This window comes from Microbispora sp. NPDC004025 (genome assembly GCF_053604425.1).
The window spans coordinates 53,857-70,622 of sequence record NZ_JBSGHN010000020.1; the positions used below are offsets into that span (position 1 = coordinate 53,857).

At 72.2% G+C, this 16,766-nt stretch carries 18 protein-coding genes; 10 read left to right on the plus strand and 8 right to left on the minus strand.

Annotated features, from left to right (window positions below; all coding sequences use genetic code 11):
* Positions 1 to 19 precede the first annotated feature (19 nt).
* Together ACWEQG_RS35110 and ACWEQG_RS35115 are read right to left on the minus strand one after the other, a co-directional pair.
* Positions 20 to 403 carry an STAS domain-containing protein gene (locus ACWEQG_RS35110; protein WP_452291458.1) on the minus strand — a complete coding sequence of 128 codons (384 nt, stop codon included), beginning with the start codon at positions 401 to 403 and terminating at the stop codon, positions 20 to 22.
* Positions 403 to 1,881: a SpoIIE family protein phosphatase gene (locus ACWEQG_RS35115; protein ID WP_452291460.1), complete on the minus strand. Its 1,479-nt coding sequence runs from the start codon at positions 1,879 to 1,881 to the stop codon at positions 403 to 405. Before ACWEQG_RS35115 ends, ACWEQG_RS35110 begins: the two co-directional genes overlap by 1 nt.
* 384 nt (positions 1,882 to 2,265) lie before the next feature.
* Here ACWEQG_RS35115 and ACWEQG_RS35120 point away from each other — a divergent pair, with 384 nt between their 5' ends.
* The 3 genes from ACWEQG_RS35120 to ACWEQG_RS35130 all read left to right on the plus strand — a co-directional run bounded on the left by ACWEQG_RS35120 (position 2,266) and on the right by ACWEQG_RS35130 (position 5,023).
* Positions 2,266 to 3,084 carry a glycerophosphodiester phosphodiesterase gene (locus ACWEQG_RS35120; RefSeq protein WP_452291462.1) on the plus strand — a complete coding sequence of 273 codons (819 nt, stop codon included), beginning with the start codon at positions 2,266 to 2,268 and terminating at the stop codon, positions 3,082 to 3,084.
* Between the two features lie 105 nt (positions 3,085 to 3,189).
* A complete protein-coding gene (locus tag ACWEQG_RS35125; RefSeq protein WP_452291464.1) occupies positions 3,190 to 4,419 on the plus strand; it encodes an MFS transporter in 1,230 nt (409 codons plus the stop codon).
* 91 nt (positions 4,420 to 4,510) lie between these two features.
* A complete protein-coding gene (locus ACWEQG_RS35130) occupies positions 4,511 to 5,023 on the plus strand; it encodes an SRPBCC family protein (RefSeq protein ID WP_452291466.1) in 513 nt (170 codons plus the stop codon).
* Between the two features lie 46 nt (positions 5,024 to 5,069).
* Here ACWEQG_RS35130 and ACWEQG_RS35135 read toward each other — a convergent pair whose 3' ends face one another.
* The gene (locus ACWEQG_RS35135; protein ID WP_452291468.1) at positions 5,070 to 5,729 is read right to left on the minus strand and encodes a class I SAM-dependent methyltransferase; all 660 of its coding nucleotides are present in this window, start codon (positions 5,727 to 5,729) and stop codon (positions 5,070 to 5,072) included.
* A 171-nt stretch (positions 5,730 to 5,900) separates the two neighbouring features.
* Complete coding sequence (locus ACWEQG_RS35140; protein WP_452291470.1) at positions 5,901 to 6,548, minus strand: PadR family transcriptional regulator; 648 nt, start codon at positions 6,546 to 6,548, stop codon at positions 5,901 to 5,903.
* 138 nt (positions 6,549 to 6,686) lie between these two features.
* On the opposite strand from ACWEQG_RS35140, the gene ACWEQG_RS35145 reads away from it, so the two are divergent.
* Both ACWEQG_RS35145 and ACWEQG_RS35150 read left to right on the plus strand, forming a co-directional pair.
* Positions 6,687 to 7,265 carry an RNA polymerase sigma factor gene (locus ACWEQG_RS35145; RefSeq protein WP_363468143.1) on the plus strand — a complete coding sequence of 193 codons (579 nt, stop codon included), beginning with the start codon at positions 6,687 to 6,689 and terminating at the stop codon, positions 7,263 to 7,265.
* A gap of 2 nt (positions 7,266 to 7,267) precedes the next feature.
* Positions 7,268 to 8,320, plus strand: a complete 1,053-nt coding sequence (locus ACWEQG_RS35150) for an LCP family protein (RefSeq protein WP_452291472.1) — start codon at positions 7,268 to 7,270, stop codon at positions 8,318 to 8,320.
* Positions 8,321 to 8,351: 31 nt separating this feature from the next.
* On the opposite strand, the gene thrS is transcribed toward ACWEQG_RS35150, so the two are convergent.
* Positions 8,352 to 9,647: a threonine--tRNA ligase gene (gene thrS, locus ACWEQG_RS35155; RefSeq protein WP_452291474.1), complete on the minus strand. Its 1,296-nt coding sequence runs from the start codon at positions 9,645 to 9,647 to the stop codon at positions 8,352 to 8,354.
* A 207-nt stretch (positions 9,648 to 9,854) separates the two neighbouring features.
* Between thrS and ACWEQG_RS35160 the strand changes: the two genes are divergently transcribed.
* From ACWEQG_RS35160 to ACWEQG_RS35170, 3 genes are read left to right on the plus strand one after another with little or no spacing between them, the layout of a single operon-like run.
* On the plus strand, positions 9,855 to 10,589 hold the full coding sequence (locus ACWEQG_RS35160) for a CPBP family intramembrane glutamic endopeptidase (protein WP_452291476.1): 735 nt from the start codon (positions 9,855 to 9,857) through the stop codon (positions 10,587 to 10,589).
* 30 nt (positions 10,590 to 10,619) lie between these two features.
* Positions 10,620 to 10,958 carry a PadR family transcriptional regulator gene (locus tag ACWEQG_RS35165; RefSeq protein WP_193201864.1) on the plus strand — a complete coding sequence of 113 codons (339 nt, stop codon included), beginning with the start codon at positions 10,620 to 10,622 and terminating at the stop codon, positions 10,956 to 10,958.
* A complete protein-coding gene (locus ACWEQG_RS35170) occupies positions 10,955 to 11,665 on the plus strand; it encodes a hypothetical protein (protein WP_452291478.1) in 711 nt (236 codons plus the stop codon). Before ACWEQG_RS35165 ends, ACWEQG_RS35170 begins: the two co-directional genes overlap by 4 nt.
* Before the next feature lie 9 nt (positions 11,666 to 11,674).
* Here ACWEQG_RS35170 and ACWEQG_RS35175 read toward each other — a convergent pair whose 3' ends face one another.
* Both ACWEQG_RS35175 and ACWEQG_RS35180 read right to left on the minus strand, forming a co-directional pair.
* Positions 11,675 to 12,811 carry a serine hydrolase domain-containing protein gene (locus ACWEQG_RS35175; RefSeq protein ID WP_452291480.1) on the minus strand — a complete coding sequence of 379 codons (1,137 nt, stop codon included), beginning with the start codon at positions 12,809 to 12,811 and terminating at the stop codon, positions 11,675 to 11,677.
* A 59-nt stretch (positions 12,812 to 12,870) separates the two neighbouring features.
* Positions 12,871 to 13,542, minus strand: a complete 672-nt coding sequence (locus tag ACWEQG_RS35180) for a DUF4097 family beta strand repeat-containing protein (protein ID WP_452291482.1) — start codon at positions 13,540 to 13,542, stop codon at positions 12,871 to 12,873.
* Positions 13,543 to 13,763: 221 nt separating this feature from the next.
* Here ACWEQG_RS35180 and ACWEQG_RS35185 point away from each other — a divergent pair, with 221 nt between their 5' ends.
* Together ACWEQG_RS35185 and ACWEQG_RS35190 are read left to right on the plus strand one after the other, a co-directional pair.
* A complete protein-coding gene (locus ACWEQG_RS35185) occupies positions 13,764 to 14,492 on the plus strand; it encodes a helix-turn-helix domain-containing protein (protein WP_452291586.1) in 729 nt (242 codons plus the stop codon).
* Between the two features lie 121 nt (positions 14,493 to 14,613).
* Positions 14,614 to 15,780 (plus strand): methyltransferase, encoded by a 1,167-nt coding sequence (locus ACWEQG_RS35190; protein ID WP_452291484.1) that lies wholly within the window; start codon positions 14,614 to 14,616, stop codon positions 15,778 to 15,780.
* Here ACWEQG_RS35190 and ACWEQG_RS35195 read toward each other — a convergent pair whose 3' ends face one another.
* Positions 15,781 to 16,647 (minus strand): DUF72 domain-containing protein, encoded by an 867-nt coding sequence (locus tag ACWEQG_RS35195; RefSeq protein ID WP_452291486.1) that lies wholly within the window; start codon positions 16,645 to 16,647, stop codon positions 15,781 to 15,783.
* Between the last annotated feature and the right edge of the window lie 119 nt (positions 16,648 to 16,766).

The following is a 16,766-nucleotide window of genomic DNA, read 5'->3' on the forward strand; positions in this document are numbered from 1 at the left end:
GGGATGGAGGGCCGGCGGGCTACTCCGCGCCGCGGGACGGCGCGGCGGCGAGGGCGTCCGCGACGGTGGGGAAGACCGGGACGTGGGAGGCCAGCCCGGTGATCCACAACGCGCGGGCCGCGCCCTGCTCGACCGCGACGAGGGCCAGCCAGCCTCCCTCGTCCAACGCGCGCTTCCAGCAGTTGACCAGCAGGCCCGTCGCCCTGGAGTCGAGGAAGTCCAGTTCGAGCAGGTTCACGACGAGGTACGGCCCGAAATGGGCGAAGGCCTTGTCGAGGAATTCCGTGGCCACCTCGTGGGTGGTGAAGTCGAGGGTCCCCCGCACGGTAAGCAGTCCGATGCTTCCGGTGCTCTCGGCGGCGAACGTGGTCTCGGCTGTCGAGATGTTGTGCAGATCAGACATCAGGACACTTCCGTGGAGTTCGGCAGAATGCGCGCGACCAGAATGCAGGTGTCGTCGCCGGTGTTGCTCGGGGCCAGAGCCTCCATCACCGCCGCCACGCGATCCTGCGGCGGCACCTTCGGCACTGTCTCGGCGATCGCGGCGCTGAGGATGTCCAGGCCCTCGAACAGGTCCCGGCCCGGCCGCTCGATGAGACCGTCGGTGAACATGAGGAGCAGATCGTCCGGCTCCAGCCGGATCTCGGCGCAGGTGTAACTCACGTCCTCGAAGACGCCGAGCAGCACGCCCGGATGCAGCAGCCGATGGACCCTGCTCCCCCGGACCAGCAGCATCGGCGGGTGACCCGCGTGGGTCCACTGCAGCGTGCGGTCCTTGGTCCGGTAGCGGGCCACCACCGACGTCGCCAGCACGTCGGGCCGCATCCGCCGCAGCAACCGGTTCAGCGCGACGAGGATCTGCGCCGGGTCGTGGTCGGCGAAGGCCAGCCCGGTGATCGCGTGCCGCAGCTTGGCCATCGCGGAGGCGGCGGCCAGGCCGTGCCCGGCGACGTCGCCCACGGCGAGCAGCGCCTGCCCGTTGTCGAGGTGGATGGCCTGGTACCAGTCGCCGCCCAGCGGAGCGGTCTCGGCGGGGAAGTAGCGCACGCCGATCTGCAATCCGGGCACCGCGTCCTGCACGGGCAGGATGATGCTCTGCAGTCGCGCGGTGAGCTGCGACTCCTCCTCCAGCCGCTGGGTGACCTCGGCGAGCTCGTAGGCGGTCCTGCGCCAGTCGGTCACGTCCTGTATGACGCCGTGGATCTCGACGGGCCGTCCGTTCGCGTCCCGGCTGACCTCCGCCGTGGCCCTGATGTGCCGGTATTCGTCGCGGACGCGGACGCGGACCTCGAACTCGTGCGGCCCGCCGCTGCTGGTCAGCGTCGTGAGCGCGTGCTCGACGATCGGCACGTCGTCGGGGTGGGCGATCTCACGGTAGTGCTCCAGCGCGAACGGCCCCTCGGCCGGGTCGCGCCCGTGGATGACGTAGAGCTGGTCCGACCATTCGGCCTCGCCGGTGATGAGGCTCCAGTGCCCCCATCCGAGGTGGCCCAGGCGCTCGGTGTGGAGCAGCCGGGCCGACAGGCGCTCCTCCCTGTCGTGGCGCACCCAGGAGGCGAACAGGCCGCCGTGCAGCCGGGCGAGGCGGACGCCGTAGGTGGACAGGTGAGCGACGCCTTCCCCGGTCTCCCGGTGGACGTAGGGATCGACGTCCTCGGGTTCCCCCGTCTCCATGACACGGAGGTAGGCATCCCACAGCGGGGAACCGTCGACGCCCGGATACGCCTCGAGCGTGCGCAGACCGACGAGCTCCTTGCCGGTCCGGTCGCGGACGTCCCTCGCGTCGGGACTGGCGGCGAGCACCTCGAAATCGGCGATCGCGCCGGCCTTGTCGCGGATGGGCACCAGCCAGACACCCTGAATGGAGACCGCATCAAGCATGGCTTGCACCAGCCCGGCCATCACCTCGACAGACGACTCGCCCGCGTCGACAGACGGGCCGCTCACTGGAGTAAGCCGCAGGATGCGATCACCTCCGCTCATCGATCCGCCGGCCACCTTTCGCAAGGCATCCGCAAGAGCGGACTGTAGGGAGGATCGCTCTTGCCTTCCCGAAGAGGTTACCTGCCTCGGCCCAGGATAGGTGCTGGACGCCCTTTGGTATCCCGGCGGTGTTCCGTCACGTCCTGCCCTTCCGCCCTGGGCACACGCGCTTTGTCGGCGCTTGAAAGTTAGAGAATTTTTTACTTTTCGTGTCCTTGTGCCCGGTCGCCCGGCGCCCCGCATCCGCGCACAATGCCTGCTGGCCGGCAATCGGGAGGAACGATGACCGGGGCATGCGCGGGTGTGGCGCTGACCCTCGCGGCCGCGGTGCTCGCCGCTCCCGCGCCCGCCGCGGACCTGCCGCCGTGCCCGCTGGTCTTCGGTCACGGCGGCTACCCGAAGAGCGCCGGGGCCAAGGCGAAGGACGCGATCCGTCAGCCCAACGTGCTGCGGGCGGTCGACGACCAGTGGTCGTGGGGCGCCGACGGCGTGGAGGCCGACGTCCAGCTGACGAGGCAGGGCGCGAAGGCCGTCATGTGGCACAACAGGACGACCAACGGGCTGACCGGCCCCCGGCAGGAGATCCGCGAGACCTGGTGGGCCGACGGGCCGGGCGACCTGCGGGACCGCCGCGTCGCCCGCGGCCCGTACGCGGGCGAGCGTGTGCCGACGCTGCGGGAGTGGCTCGACCACGTCCGCGCCCGGGGACTGGTCGCGCTGCTCGAGATCAAGAAGTCCGCGGCGCCCGTCCTGGCCGACCCGGCGTACGGACCCTCCGCGTGGCGGGAGATCGTCGATCCCGTCGTCGAACGGCAGGACGCCCAGCCGATCCTCGTCTACTCGCGGGACCCGTGGATCAAGGCGGAGCTCGCCGACCGGCTGCCCGGGCATCTGCGCGGCTCGGCGGCGAAGTGGACCGACGGCGTCACGTGGGACGAGCCACCACCTCCCTGGCAGCTCAACGTGCCGCGGTGGCAGGCCGTGTTCGACGAGGCCCCCACCAGCGTGATGACCAGTCACACCCCCGACTACCGCGCCTGGCTCGGCGCCAGATGCCGCCGCCATTCCGCTTCCACTGCCGTCGGCGCGCCCACGGCGTAAATGAGGTGACGAGCGCGGGCGGGGACGGCACGATGGAGTGTCCCCCTCTTCGTGTTCCACGTCATCCGGAGTTCTCTCATGCCTGGCTTCCGCCATGATCTCGGCATGCTCAGGGATCGGCGGTTCGCCCTGTTGCTGGCGGCCCGGACGATCTCCGTGCTCGGCACCGCCTTCGCGCCGGTGGCCCTCGCCTTCGGCGTGCTCGGCCTCCCGGGCGCGGACGGCAGGACGCTGTCGGCCGTGCTCACCGCCGAGGCGTTGCCGATGGTGCTCTTCATGCTGGTGGGCGGGGTGATAGCCGACCGGCTGCCGCGCCACCGGGTCATGACGGCGGGGGAGTCGATCAACGCGCTGGCGTACTTCTGCCTGGCCGCGATGATGCTGACGGGGTGGACCCCGCTGCCCGCGCTGGTGATCGCGAGCGCGGTGAGCGGCGTCGCGACCGCGATCCTGTTCCCCGCCCTGACCGGCATCATCCCCGACGTCGTGCCCGCCGACCGGCTGCAGACCGCCAACGCCCTGCTGGGACTGGGACAGAACATCTCCCGGGTCGCCGGCCTGGTGCTGAGCGGCGCCGCCGTGGTCCTGCTCGGCGGAGGGTGGGCGCTGGCCGTCAGCGGGGCGATGTTCGCCACGGCCGGCGCGCTGATCACGCTGCTGCGTCTCACCCCCGCCGAGCGGACCTCGGCCGGCGGGCACTCGGTGCTGGCCGACCTGCGGGCCGGCTGGCGCGAGTTCGTCTCCCGGCAGTGGCTGTGGGTGGTCGTCGCCCAGTTCTCGATCCTGGTCATGGCGTTGCAGGCCGCCCACGGCGTGCTCGGGCCGCTGGTCGCCAAGGAGTCGCTCGGCGGGGCGCCCGCCTGGTCGGCGGTCCTGGCGGGCGAGGCCGTCGGCATGATCGTCGGGGTGGTCGTCACGCTGCGGCTGCGGCCGCGGCGGCCCATCCTGCTCGGAACGCTCGTCACCCTGCCCACGGCTCTGCCGTACCTGCTGCTGGGCATGAGCGCGCCCCTGTGGACGGTCGTCGGCGGCGCGTTCGTGATGGGGGTGTGCTTCGACATCTTCGGCGTGCTGTGGCAGACCACCATGCAGCGCGAGATCCCGGCCGAGTCGCTGTCGCGGGTGAGCTCCTACGACGCGCTCGGGTCCCTGATGTTCGGGCCGCTCGGCCTGCTGCTGGCCGGGCCGGCGGCCATCGCGGTCGGGCCGCGACCGGCGCTGGTCGCCTGCGGGACGATCATCGTGCTGGTCACGCTGGCCGCGCTGCTGGCCCCCGGCGTACGCCGGCTGCGGGTCGCCGACGAGGAGCCCGCCGCCGTCGCGGCCGTGTCCTGAAACCGCGCATTCTGCGATAACAGCCGGTCTGTTCACCGGCACGCCGTTGGTCCATGGTGAGGGGAACGGGACGCCGCACACGGAGGTCAGCATGGAGGACTACGGCATCACCGGCTCGCGGGTGGACCTCGAGGTCGTCGTCGACATGCCGCGGGAGCGGTTGTGGGACCTGATCACCGCCGTCCACCGGGTGAGCGAGTGGAGCCCCGAGTGCGAGCACACCGCCCTGCTCGACGGCGGCGAGGGACCGGTCACCGTGGGAACCCGCTTCGAGGGGCGCAACCGCCGCGAGGACCGGGTCTGGACGGTGAACTGCGTCGTGACCGAGGTCGAGAAGCCGCGTTCGTTCGCCTGGCTGGTGCTCGACCGCGCCGCCGACCCGGAGCGCCCGTCGTCGTCCTGGCGCTACGACCTCGAACCCGGCGACCTTCCCGGCCAGACCCGGGTGCGGCACAGCTTCGTGCACGGCCCGGGGCACAGCGGCCTGCGCGAGATGATCCACAGCCACCCGGAGATCGCGCCGATCATCCTCGACGTACGCCTCGGGGAGCTGCGCACGCACATGACCGAGACGCTCGGCGCGATGACCGCCGCGTACGTCTGACGGTACGCCCGGGGCGGGGCCGGGAGCCCCGCCCCAGGCTCTGGACCTACTTCGTCAGCCGGACTTCGGCGGTGATCCCCTCCGTGCGGATCTCGCAGGCGCCGAACGCGCTCTCGGCGGCGAGGCGGGCGAACAGGTCGCGGGAGTAGGCGCGGCGGCGCAGCATCAGCAGCGGCACCTTGGTCAGGACGGAGTTCAGCGGCGTCAGCCCCATTCCCCTTACCTCCTCGTCGATGTTGGCCCGGGACGCCTCCCTGCTCATGTCGTGCACCACGGCGGTGCCACCGGGACGCAGCACCCGGTGCATCTCGTCCAGCGCGCGGACGGGCCGCCCGAAGTTCTTGAACGCGGCCTGGCAGACGACCAAATCGAACGAGCCGCCGGGGAAGGGGAGGTCGGCGGCGTCGCCCCGCCGCACGTCGACGCGCACCCCCGCCCGCCGGGCGTTGTCCGCGGTGATCTCCACGAACGTGCGGCTGAGGTCGAGCGCGGTCACGGCGAAGCCGAGCCGTGCCATCTCGACGGCCAGGTAACCGGGCCCGGGAGCCACCTCCAGGACGGCCGCCCCGGCGGGCAGCCCGGCGGTGACCCGTGCGGCGTACCGCCGTACGACGGCGATCTGGGGTGCCGAGGCACGCTGCCGCGCGTACCACCGGGCCATCGCGCCCTCCATGCCGGGCGCCTGGGTCTTCGTGATCTTTTCCATGGTTCTCCTCCGGTTCCGGATCGTGCGTGTCCGAACCGGCCCGCGGAGGGAGCCCGGTTATCCTTGCGGTTGCCACCTTCCGGCCGGATTCCGCCCGCGGTTTCGGTTCGGGGGTCACGGGCCCCGGCCGGGTGTTCCCGCACCTCGCCGGGGTCCGTCTTCTTCCGGGGTTCAGTCCGTCGTACGGCCCCTTTCCGCGAGTTCGGCCGCCTCCGGCGGCATCCGCCCGGACTCGTGCCAGGCCCGCCACAGCTCCAGGCCGGGGAACGACCCCGTGGTCAGCTCCTCCAGGAAGGAGCGGACCCAGGACGCCTCGGCCTCGCGGACGGCGAGTTCGTACTCCGCCTCCACGAGGAACAGCCGCGGCACCTCCCGGCGTGAGGTGTCGAGCATCTCCCGCTGGGCCGCGATGTCCTTGTCGAGCAGGGCCAGCCGCCGGCGCAGCAGGCCGGCCAGCTCGTCCGGCGGGAGCACGGCGCCCACCGACAGACCGGCCAGGAACCGCGACTGCTCCCGCTCCGGCGTCGCGATGAGGTCGCGCGCCCAGTCGGTTAGCTCCGCCCGTCCGGCGTCGGTGATGCGGTAGATCGTGCGCTCGGGGTGCGCCCCCTCCCGCACGGTCTCCTCCACGGCCAGGAACCCGTGTTTCTCCAGGTTGCGCACGACCGTGTAGAGCGAGCCCCACTTGACGCCCATGTCGCGGTCCTTGCCGCGGGCGCGGATCAGCGTGGCCATCTCGTACGGGTGCATCGGCCGCTCGACGACGGTGGCGAGCACGGCCAGGCCCAGCAGGTTGTTCACCTTCCGCCGTCCGGCCATTCCCCTCACCTCATCTTGATACTCGTTTGCGAGTATACGTCGACGAGTAGCGCCCGTGAACTCCCCATGGCACGAGTGGCGAGACATGGCTGTCGGATCCCCGAGGATTAGGTGCGGCTCGATGCCATGGTGTCGTTGATGATCCCCCTTGCCACCCCACGCCAGGACTCGGACCTGATCGCCGAGTCCAGGGCGCGGCCCGAGGCGTTCGCGGCGCTGTTCGACCGCTACGCGTCGATGCTCTACCGCTACGTGTCCCGCCGCCTCGGCCCGGAGGTCGCCGAGGACCTGGTGGGCGAGACGTTCCTCGTCGCGTTCCGGCGCCGGGACCGCTACGACCTCACCCGCCCGGACGCCCGCCCCTGGCTGTTCGGCATCGTCAGCAGGCTCGTCTCCCGGCACCACCGCGACGAGGCCGCCCGCTATCGCGCGCTCACCCGCAGTCCTCTCGACGACGTCGCGGAGTCCCCCGCCGAACGGGTCGAGGACGGCGTGCGCGCGACAGCCGTCCGCCCGCTACTCGCCTCCGCGCTCGCGCGCCTGCCGAAGGGCGACCGCGACGTCCTGCTGCTCATCGCGTGGGCGGACCTGTCGTACGACGAGGTGGCGCAGGCCCTCGGCATCCCCGTGGGCACGGTGCGCTCACGCCTGAACCGGGCCCGCCGCAAGGTGCGCGAGGCGCTCGGCCACACCAATCCGCTGCGGGACGAGGAGTGACCATGGACGACCTCACGACGCTCCGCGATCTCGGCCGGGGCCTCGAGCACGAGCCTCCCGCCGGGCTCGTACGCCAGCGGGCCCGCCTGCTCGACGTGGCGGCGGGCGGGCGCGGGCGGCGCCCGGCGAGATGGCCGCGCGGCCGCCGGGCGGGCTGGATCGCCCTGGCGGCGGTCGCCGTGGTGACCGCCGCGCTGGTCGTGGTGCCGACCGTGCTGCTGCGCGGGAGCACCGGCGCGCACCTCCTGACGCCGGCCACGGGAGACCGTCCGTTCAAGCAGGGCCAGGCGCTGACCGTGCTGCTCCTCGGCACCGACCAGCCGCCCCCGCACGGCGCACGCGACCTCGGCGATCGCAGCGACCTCATGGTCCTGCTGCGGTTGTCCGCGGACCGGAAACGGGCGACGGCCGTCAGCCTGCCCCGTGACTCCCTGGTCCGGATTCCGCAGTGCCGGTCCGCCGACGGCCGGACCGTCGCCGCGCACCGCGACATGATCAATCAGGCGTACGCGATCGGCGGTCTGTCCTGCGCGTGGAAGACGGTGGAGACCACGACGGGCGTGCGCGTCGACCACGCCGTCGCCATCCGCTACGACGGCCTGGCGAAGCTGGTCGACGCGCTCGGCGGCGTCGCGGTCACCCTCCCCCGCGCGGTGGACGACCCCAAGTCGAAGCTGAAACTGCCGGCCGGCCGCTCCATCGTGAACGGCGAGACCGCGGTGGCGTACGCGCGCCTGCGGTACGTGGGCGACGGCTCCGACAGCGCCCGCATCAAGCGGAACATGGCTCTGATGCAGGCGATGCTGAAGAAGGCCTCCCGTCTCGACGAGCCCGCCGCCCTGGTCTCCTTCATCCGCGTGGCCGCCGCGTCGGTCACCACCGACGCGGGGCTGGACCTGGACGCCATGGTCACGCTGGCCGTGGACGTGCAGCGGGCCGGCACCCGGATCACGGCCCTGACCGTGCCGTGGCGGCCCGCGGCGCGGGATCCGAACCGGATCGAGTGGAAGCAGCCCGACGCCTCCCGCCTGTTCGCCCAACTCGCCGACGACTGAAGCCGCGGCGCCGCCGGCGCCGGCGGCGCGGTCAGGCCCGCTGGACGGCCGGTTCCCACAGGTCGGCGGAGCGGGCCTCGGCGAGAGCGCCGATGCGGGCCAGCGCCTCGGCGGCGGGCATCGGCTCCAGCGCGCGCCCGCCGCGCAGGCGCAGCGCCACCTGGCCGCTCCCGGCCTCCTTCGCGCCGATCACCGCCTGGTACGGCGCCAGACGGGCGGCCCGGACGCGGGCGCCCAGGCTGCCGTGCTCGGGGCCGGAGATCTCCGCCCGCAGGCCCAGCTCGGCGCAGCGCCGTACGAGCGCCTCGGCCGGGGCCGCCTCGGCCTCGGTCACCGGCAGGACCACGACCTGGGTGGGGGCGAGCCAGGCGGGGAAGGCGCCGCCGTACACCTCGATGAGGTGCGCGACCGCCCGCTCCACGCTGCCGATGATGCTGCGGTGGACCATGACGGGCCGGTGCCTGCCGCCGTCCGGGCCGATGTAGCGCAGATCGAACCGCTCGGGCTGGTGGAAGTCGACCTGCACGGTGGACAGGGTGGCCTCGCGCCCGGCGCCGTCGGCGATCTGCACGTCGATCTTCGGGCCGTAGAACGCCGCCTCGCCCTCCACGGCCTCGTACGCCAGCCCGGACCGGTCGAGCACCTCGGTCAGCATGGCGGTCGCCCGCCGCCACATCCCGGGTGCGGCGACGTACTTCCCACCGGCCCCCGGCAGCGAGAGCCGGTAGCGGACCGGGCGGATGCCGAGCACGGCGTACGCCTGCCGGATCATCTCCAGGGCCCCGGCCGCCTCGCCGGCGACCTGGTCGAGAGTGCAGAAGATGTGCGCGTCGTTGAGCTGGATCGCCCGCACCCGGGTGAGCCCGCCGAGCACGCCCGACAATTCGGAGCGGTACATGCCGCCCAGCTCGGCGACGCGCAGCGGCAGCTCCCGGTAGCTGTGCGCGCGGGAGCGGTAGATCAACGCGTGGTGGGGGCACAGGCTCGGCCGCAGCACGACCTGCTCGCCACCGAGGGCCATCGGCGGGAACATGTCGTCGCTGTAGTGGGACCAGTGCCCCGACATCTCGTACAGCTCCCGTTTGCCCAGCACGGGGGAGTACACGTGCCGGTAGCCCGCCCGCCGTTCGGCGTCGCGGATGTACTCCTCCAGGGTGTGCCGGATGACGGCGCCGTCGGGCAGCCAGTAGGGCAGCCCCGCGCCGATCAGCGGGTCGGTGTCGAACAGGCCGAGCTCGCGGCCCAGCTTGCGGTGGTCGTGCATCGCGGTCTCCTCGCGTGTCGTCCGCGGCGAGGCGAGTGACCGGACGACGAAGCCCCGGGGCACTCGCCCCGGGGCTTCGGTGAAAGGTACGTGTCAGCGCGCCGGGACGGTCTCCGGCGTCGTCGTCAGGCAGGCGCGCTTCATGTCGCGAACGCTAGCACGGCCGTCGATCGTCTCCGGGCTAATTCCGCCTTCGCTACCTAGGTTGCAATCCTAACTAGCTCGCTTTATCGTCTAAGTCGCCAATACGGGTAAGAAGGACGGCAATCCATGAACATCTCCGCGAGCTTCTCGCCCCCCGGCCTGCTCCTGGCGGTCGCGCTGACCGCCTATCTGGCCTTCGTCGCCCCCCTGCTGGGCAAGCGTCAGTACGACCGGCTGGCACGACGCCGCGACCACGAGCCCAGGGCGCTGGTGCGGGCCTACCGGCTGTGGATCACCGAGGAGTGGGCCTGGGTCGCCGTGACGGCCGCGGTCCTCGTGCTGTCCCCGGGGGCCCGCCCCGCGGACCTGGGCTTCGCCATGCCGAGCAACTTCGGCGCGGTCGCCCCAGCGGTCGCCGGCATGTCCGGTGCCCTCGTGATCAGCGTCGCGATGGCGCGCCGGCTGGCGAGCTCCGGCCGGGAGATGCCCGGTCAGGCGGGTGTGCGGGAGCTGCTGCCGCGCACGTCCGCCGAGCGGTGGCACGCCCTCGCGATGTCGGTGACCGCCGGCGTCTGCGAGGAGATCGTCTACCGTGGCCTGCTCATCGCGCTCGGCGTCGGCGCCCTGGGGCTGAGCACCACCGCGGCCGCCGCCCTGGCCCTGGCGGTCTTCACGGCGGGCCACCTCTACCAGGGATGGAGGAGCATGCTCGCGGTGGCCCTCGCGGGTTGCGCGCTCACCAGCCTCTACCTCGCCACCGGCAGCCTGCTGCTGCCGATCCTGATGCACGTCCTGATCGACATCCGGGGCCTCGTGTGCACGCCGCAGCCCGCCCCGAAGACGGTCGGCCACGCGGCCTAGGTAGCAGTCCTACCGTGCGAGGATGGGCACATGGCGACCGACCGCCGCGCGAGCTGGCTCAAGGGAGTCCTCGACCTGCTGGTGCTGGCCAGCCTGACGGAGGGCGAGAACTACGGCTACGAGATCGCCAAGATGCTCGCAGGCTCGGGGCTCGGCCAGATCCGGGGAGGCACGCTCTATCCCGTGCTCAACCGGCTGGAGGAGGCGGGCCTGGTGTCGGCCGAGTTCCGGGTGACCGAGCGCGGGCCGGGCCGGCGCTACTACCGGCTGACCGAACAGGGCAGGCAGACGCTGGCCGAGCAGGGCCGCCTGTGGCTGGCGTTCGACGAGTCCGTACGCACAGTGCTGGCCTCGGGAGGGCTGAAGTGAGCACCTACCTCGACGAGTTGAAGGCCCTGCTGCGCGAGGGCGGCGTGCCCCCGGAGCAGGTCGAGGCCACCGTCTCCGACCTCGCCGCGTACGTCGCGGAGACCGGCGCCGACCCGGAGGAGGAGTTCGGTCCTGCCGGCGACTTCGCGGGGCAGTTGCTGGCGGCGCGCGCGCCCGAGGCCGACCCGGCGGACGCGACCGAATGGCGGTGGACCGCGGACATCTTCGCCGACCGGCAGACATTGGCCCGGTTCGGCGACCAGGGGTGGGAGATCGACCGGATCGACCATCTCGGCAGGTTCGTCAGCCACCGCGATCCGGAACGGCCGCAGCGATGGGAGTACCGCAGGGAACTGGTGCCGCCGGGCGGGGGCCGCGCGCTGGCTGCGCGGCTGGCGCCCGAGGGCTGGGAGCCCTGCGGCACCTGGATGTACTACCGATACTTCAAGCGGCCCAGGGCCGCCAGCGTGGGACCTGCCGCGCAGCTCGACTCCCCGCCCGTGGCCCCCGCCCGCAACGTCTTCTTCAGCCGGCGGTTCTATCTGCTGATGGCCGTGGTCCTGCTCGCCGTGGTCGTGCCCGGGATCCTGTGGGGGCCCTCCGACAGTGACGGGCCGGGTTTCCTCGCCGGCATGGCCGTCGGGGGCTGCGTCGCGATCGCCGCCCTGACGTCGCTGTGGTTCTGGATGGCCCGCCGCCGCCCCTGAACGCCGTGCTCAGCCCGTCTGCCGAGCCGACCCGGCCGCGTCAGCCGCCCCGGCCCGCTCACCGCCGAACACCTCGGCGACGAGGCGCTGCGTCGCCTTCTGGAACGCCTCGCCCATGGACAGCGCGGCGTCGTCGACATAGTTCAGCGCGGCGGTCAGGGTCCTGCCGCCATCGGGCGTGCTGTACATCAGCGCCGCGTGACCGGCGGCGCCTCCGTTGTGGCTGATGACGGTGCCACCGCCCGGCGCCTGCTGCACGAACACGCCCAGGCCGTAGCCGGCCTTGGAATCCGGCGTGCACATCTCGGCCAGCAACTCGGCCGGCAGCAGCCTTCCGCCGCACAGCGCGGAGATGAACGTGTGCAGGTCGTGCGTGGTGGAGATCATGTCGCCGCCGCTGGAGATCCAGGACGGATTGTGGCGGGTGACGTCGACCGTCCGGGTCCGGCCGTCCTCCTCGTACCGGTAGTAGGCGTGGGCGTGCGGCTCGGGGATGTCCTGCTCGGAGGTCGGCTGGATGGTGCCCGACAGGCCGAGCGGCCCCAGGATCAGCCGCTGCATCTCCTCGGCGACCGGGCGGCCGGTGACCTTCTCGATCAGCAGCCGGGCCAGCACGTAGTTGGTGTTGGAGTAGCTCCAGTCGGTGCCCGGCTCGAACCTCGCCGGCTTGGACAGCGCCAGCCGTACCAGCTCCTGCGGCCGGTAGGTCGTGAACCGGTTGTCCACCCACTCCTTGCCCGCGGGGGTGGCGGGGATTCCCGGCACGAACGTGCCGTCCTCGAAGTACTCGCCGGTGAAGTTGAACACCCCGCTGGTGTGCTGCAACAGCATCCGCACGGTGATCCGCCGGTCCAGCCCGAACTCGGGCAGGTAGTCGTCCACCGGGGTGTCCAGCTCGATCTTGCCCTCGGCCACCAGCCGCAACACCAGGGTGGCGACGAAGGTCTTGGTGTTGCTGCCGATCCGTACGTGTCCGTTCACCGGCGGCTCGGCGGCCTGGCCCAGCTCGCGCGCCCCGGCGCCGCCGGTCCACTCGCCCCGCTCGTCGTGCACGCGCAGCGACACTCCGACGAAGCCCGAGTCGACCATCTCCTCAATGATCTTCTGCAGCTCCGGGCGATCCTGGCCGGTGAAAGTGTTGGACATGGTGGGGCTCCTCAAGGTCTGCGATGGCTCCGCTTTGACGGACGGATGGAGGCTGCGGGTCAGAGGCTGCGGGCGACGATGTCGCCGTAGGCGGTGGTCGCGTGGATGTCGAGCTGGGCGTCCGCGCCTCGCGTGTTGCTGAGCGCGTTGCGGATCCGGCCGTGGGAGGTGCCGGCGTCCAGCGAGGCCGAGACTCCGGCGGCGGCGCCGACCGACACCTCGCCGGCCTCGGTACGGAGCACAACCGTGCCTCGCACGGCCTCGGCGATGCGGATGTCGCCCTTGCCGGTGCTGATCTCCGCGGGGCCGTTGAGCCGGCCGACCGAGATGTCACCGGCAGCGGCGGTGAGGCGGGCGTTCGCGGCCTCGTCGAGTGTGATCGCGCCGTACGCGCCCTCTACGGCGACGTCTCCGAGCCGTCCGACCGCCCGGAATTCGGCGGCGGCCACCTTCGCCTCGACCCGGGAACCGGCGGGCAGCCGGACCGTCACCTCGATGGATCCGGAGGGTCCGAGGATCCGGCTCTTCCCCTCCGGGGCCTCGATCCGCAGGACACCGTCGCCGTATTCGACCTCGACCTGCTCCGCCGCCTTCACGTCGCGGCCCTTCGCGGCGTTGGCGGGCAGGACCTCGACCACGGTGTCGGCCCGATCGGCCGCGATGAACTGGACCCGCCCGGCGGGGACGTCGAGGACGACGGAGATGGGGGCGGGGGTGTCGAACTTCTGCATCGTGCTCTCCGGTGACTCGTTGTTTCGAACACCGGAAACGCTACGTTGCATTTCCTGATCGCACAACGCTGTTGTTGCGTCTGTTCGCCATTCAAGCAGCTCAAGGATGAGAAATCGTTGCGATGGGTTGAGATTTAACGCAACATGTCCCCTTTGTTCGTTGCAACGGATTGAGAGTGAACGCTATGCTGCGGAGGCCACGGAGCATGAAGGAGACCGCGATGCCGGGAGGCAGGCTCACCCAGCAGGACCGCCAGCAGATCGCCCTGGGACTGGCCGACGGCCTCGCCTACGCGGAGATCGCCAGACGCCTCGACCGCCCCACTTCGACGATCACGCGTGAGGTCATGCGCAACGGCGGCCCCACCGCCTACCGCGCCGACCTGGCCCACCGCGCCACCGAACGCCGCGCCCACCGTCGGAGGAAGGCCGCGCCCCGGAACCCCGGCACACCTCCGCAGCCCCACGGACGCGATGCCGAGGCGGTGCGCGAGTACGAGGAGGTGTTCGCCACCGTCTTCATGCAATCGGGCCTGCCCAAGATGACGGCACGAGTGCTGGCAGGCCTCTACACCACCGACGCCGGCAGCCTCACCGCCTCCGAGCTCGCCGGACGCCTGCAGGTCAGCCCGGCGTCCGTCTCCAAAGCGACCACGTTCCTCGAGAGCCAGGGCCTCATCCGCCGGGAACGCGACGAACGCCGCCGCGAGCGCTACCTCGTCGACGACGACGTCCTGTACCAGTCGATGATGGCCAGCGCCCGCGCGACCGCCCACCTCGGCGAGGTCGCACGACAGGGCGTCGGCATCCTGGGCGCCGGAACCCCCGCCGCCGCCCGCCTGGAGAACATCGCCCGCTTCGTCGCCTTCGTCTCCGAGAGCATCGTCCGTGCCGCGGACCAGGCCCGCGAGATCCTCCACACGAAAGTCGAGACGACATCGGACAGCTGAGCGTGCCCGGGTCCCGACGGCCTCGGCCACCACCGCGGGACGCCTGCCGCGAGGCGTCACGCGCGGCTCAGGGGGACTCATCGCACGGACCCGAGCGGCGGGCCCACTAGCCTGAGCGGCGATGGACCGTATGACGACGGCGCGGGGAGATTTCGACCTCGCCCGCTTTCCCGAGGACCCCCGCGACCCGCTCCGCGCGTGGGACGCGGCCGACGAGTACCTGCTGCGGCACCTCGACGAACGCGAGGGCGGGCCGGTGGACCTGTCGGGGACCGTGGTCGTGCTGGGCGACCGGTGGGGCGCCCTCGTCACCGCGCTCGCCGCGCGCCGCCCCGTCCACCGGCCGGTCCAGATCAGCGACTCCTTCCTCGGTCAGCAGGCCACCCGCGCCAACCTGGAGCGCAACGGCCTGGACCCGAGCGCCGTACGGATGCGCACGACCAGGGACGCGCCGCCGGACCGGATCGACGTGCTGCTGGTGCGGGTGCCCAAGAGCCTCGCCCTCCTGGAGGACCAGCTGCACCGCCTCGCCCCGCACGTGCACGAGGGCACCGTGGTCGTCGGCACGGGCATGGTCACCGAGATCCACACCTCGACGCTGAAGCTGTTCGAACGCGTCCTCGGGCCGACCCGGACCTCGCTGGCCGCGAAGAAGGCGCGGCTGATCTTCTGCTCGCCCGGCCCCGGGCCGTCCCGAGGCGTGAGCCCGTGGCCGCGGAGCTACCCGCTGCCCGCCGACGTCGGGGTCGTCTCCGGCCTGACCGTCGTCAACCACGCGGGCGTCTTCTCCGCCGAGCGCCTCGACGCCGGCACCCGGCTCCTGCTCCGCAACCTGCCCGCGCGTACGGGACCCGAGCACGTGGTCGACCTCGGCTGCGGCAACGGGGTCGTCGGGCTCGCCGCCGCGCTGTCCAACGGCGAGGCCGAGGTGACGTTCATCGACGAGTCCCACCAGGCGCTGGCCTCGGCGGAGGCCACCTTCCGGGCGAACGCCCCGGCGGGCGCCACCGCCCGGTTCGTGGCGGCCGACGGCCTGTCGGGCTTCCCTCCGGGCACGGCCGACCTGGTCCTGAACAACCCGCCGTTCCACTCCCACCGGGGCAGGACCGACGCGACCGCCTGGCGGATGTTCAACGGCTCGCGTGCGGCGCTGCGCCGGGGCGGCGAGCTGTGGGTGGTGGGCAACCGCCACCTCGGCTACCACGTCAAGCTGCGCCGGCTCTTCGGCGGCTGCGAGGTCGTCGCGAGCGACCCGAAGTTCGTCGTGCTGCGGGCCGTCAAACGGTGATCAGAACAGGGTGAGCGGCTCGTCCGGCGCCGGCCCCCGCGTAACAGGCTCGGGCAGCGGCTCCACGCCGGGCACCTCGGCGCGCACGTCGTCGTGGAACCGGCGGGCGAGCGTCAGCGCGTCGGCATTGTCGGGCGTGTGGACGAACACCGTCGGCGAGCGGCCCTCGCGCAGCCACCCGGCCACCGCGTCCACCCAGTGCCGCCAGCCCTCGGCCGTACGCTCCGGGTCGTCGCGGCCGATGTAGCGGACGATCGGGCGGTCGGTGAGCGCCGCCGTACGCAGCGGCACGCGCGGCTTCTTCGACCAGGCGTCCCGTTCGGCGTCGCTGGTCGGCGGGCTGCGGAACAGGACGGTCGTGTCGAAGGGGACCCACTCCGCACCGGCCGCCGACAGCACCCGCTCCAGGAGACGCGCGGCCCGGGGGTCGTCGAAGAACGCGCGGTGACGGACCTCCACGGCGTACCGGTACGCGCGGGGAAGGCGGCCGAGGAAGGCCGCCAGCGCGCCGGTGTCCGCCGGGCCGAACGAGCCCGGAAGCTGGATCCACAGCGCGTGGGCGCGCGGGCCCAGGGGCTCGATCGCGTCGAGAAAGGCGTGCAGGTCCTCGTCGGCCCCCGTGAGGCGGCGCTCGTGGGTGATCGGCTTGGGCAGCTTGACCACGAAGCGGAAGCCGGGATCGGTCTGCCCCGCCCACGACTCGACCGTGCTCCGCGAGGGCGTCGCGTAGAACGTCGTGTTGCCCTCGACCGCGTTGCACCAGGTCGCGTAGGCCCGCAGCCGCTCGCCGGGAGGAAGCGGATGCGGCAGCAGACGCCCCCGCCACGGCGCGTGCGTCCACATCGCGCATCCCACATGAAGCCGCATGGCCCAGACGCTATCCAAGCCGGGCGTCGGCTTCCGCGCGCAGGTCCTGCGGCCCCGTGTCCGCGGACGACTCGCCGAGCCACACGTCGGACCGATGCACGGGCCGCCAAGGGGTCTCG

Bases quoted from the DNA above. Each gene is read 5' to 3' on its own strand.
- ACWEQG_RS35110 (WP_452291458.1), bottom strand. From the start codon at position 403: ATGTCTGATCTGCACAACATCTCGACAGCCGAGACCACGTTCGCCGCC.
- ACWEQG_RS35115 (WP_452291460.1), bottom strand. From the start codon at position 1,881: ATGCTTGATGCGGTCTCCATTCAGGGTGTCTGGCTGGTGCCCATCCGC.
- ACWEQG_RS35120 (WP_452291462.1), top strand. From the start codon at position 2,266: ATGACCGGGGCATGCGCGGGTGTGGCGCTGACCCTCGCGGCCGCGGTG.
- ACWEQG_RS35125 (WP_452291464.1), top strand. From the start codon at position 3,190: ATGCTCAGGGATCGGCGGTTCGCCCTGTTGCTGGCGGCCCGGACGATC.
- ACWEQG_RS35130 (WP_452291466.1), top strand. From the start codon at position 4,511: ATGGAGGACTACGGCATCACCGGCTCGCGGGTGGACCTCGAGGTCGTC.
- ACWEQG_RS35135 (WP_452291468.1), bottom strand. From the start codon at position 5,729: ATGGAAAAGATCACGAAGACCCAGGCGCCCGGCATGGAGGGCGCGATG.
- ACWEQG_RS35140 (WP_452291470.1), bottom strand. From the start codon at position 6,548: ATGGCCGGACGGCGGAAGGTGAACAACCTGCTGGGCCTGGCCGTGCTC.
- ACWEQG_RS35145 (WP_363468143.1), top strand. From the start codon at position 6,687: ATGATCCCCCTTGCCACCCCACGCCAGGACTCGGACCTGATCGCCGAG.
- ACWEQG_RS35150 (WP_452291472.1), top strand. From the start codon at position 7,268: ATGGACGACCTCACGACGCTCCGCGATCTCGGCCGGGGCCTCGAGCAC.
- ACWEQG_RS35160 (WP_452291476.1), top strand. From the start codon at position 9,855: ATGAACATCTCCGCGAGCTTCTCGCCCCCCGGCCTGCTCCTGGCGGTC.
- ACWEQG_RS35165 (WP_193201864.1), top strand. From the start codon at position 10,620: ATGGCGACCGACCGCCGCGCGAGCTGGCTCAAGGGAGTCCTCGACCTG.
- ACWEQG_RS35175 (WP_452291480.1), bottom strand. From the start codon at position 12,811: ATGTCCAACACTTTCACCGGCCAGGATCGCCCGGAGCTGCAGAAGATC.
- ACWEQG_RS35180 (WP_452291482.1), bottom strand. From the start codon at position 13,542: ATGCAGAAGTTCGACACCCCCGCCCCCATCTCCGTCGTCCTCGACGTC.
- ACWEQG_RS35185 (WP_452291586.1), top strand. From the start codon at position 13,764: ATGCCGGGAGGCAGGCTCACCCAGCAGGACCGCCAGCAGATCGCCCTG.
- ACWEQG_RS35190 (WP_452291484.1), top strand. From the start codon at position 14,614: ATGGACCGTATGACGACGGCGCGGGGAGATTTCGACCTCGCCCGCTTT.
- ACWEQG_RS35195 (WP_452291486.1), bottom strand. From the start codon at position 16,647: ATGCGGCTTCATGTGGGATGCGCGATGTGGACGCACGCGCCGTGGCGG.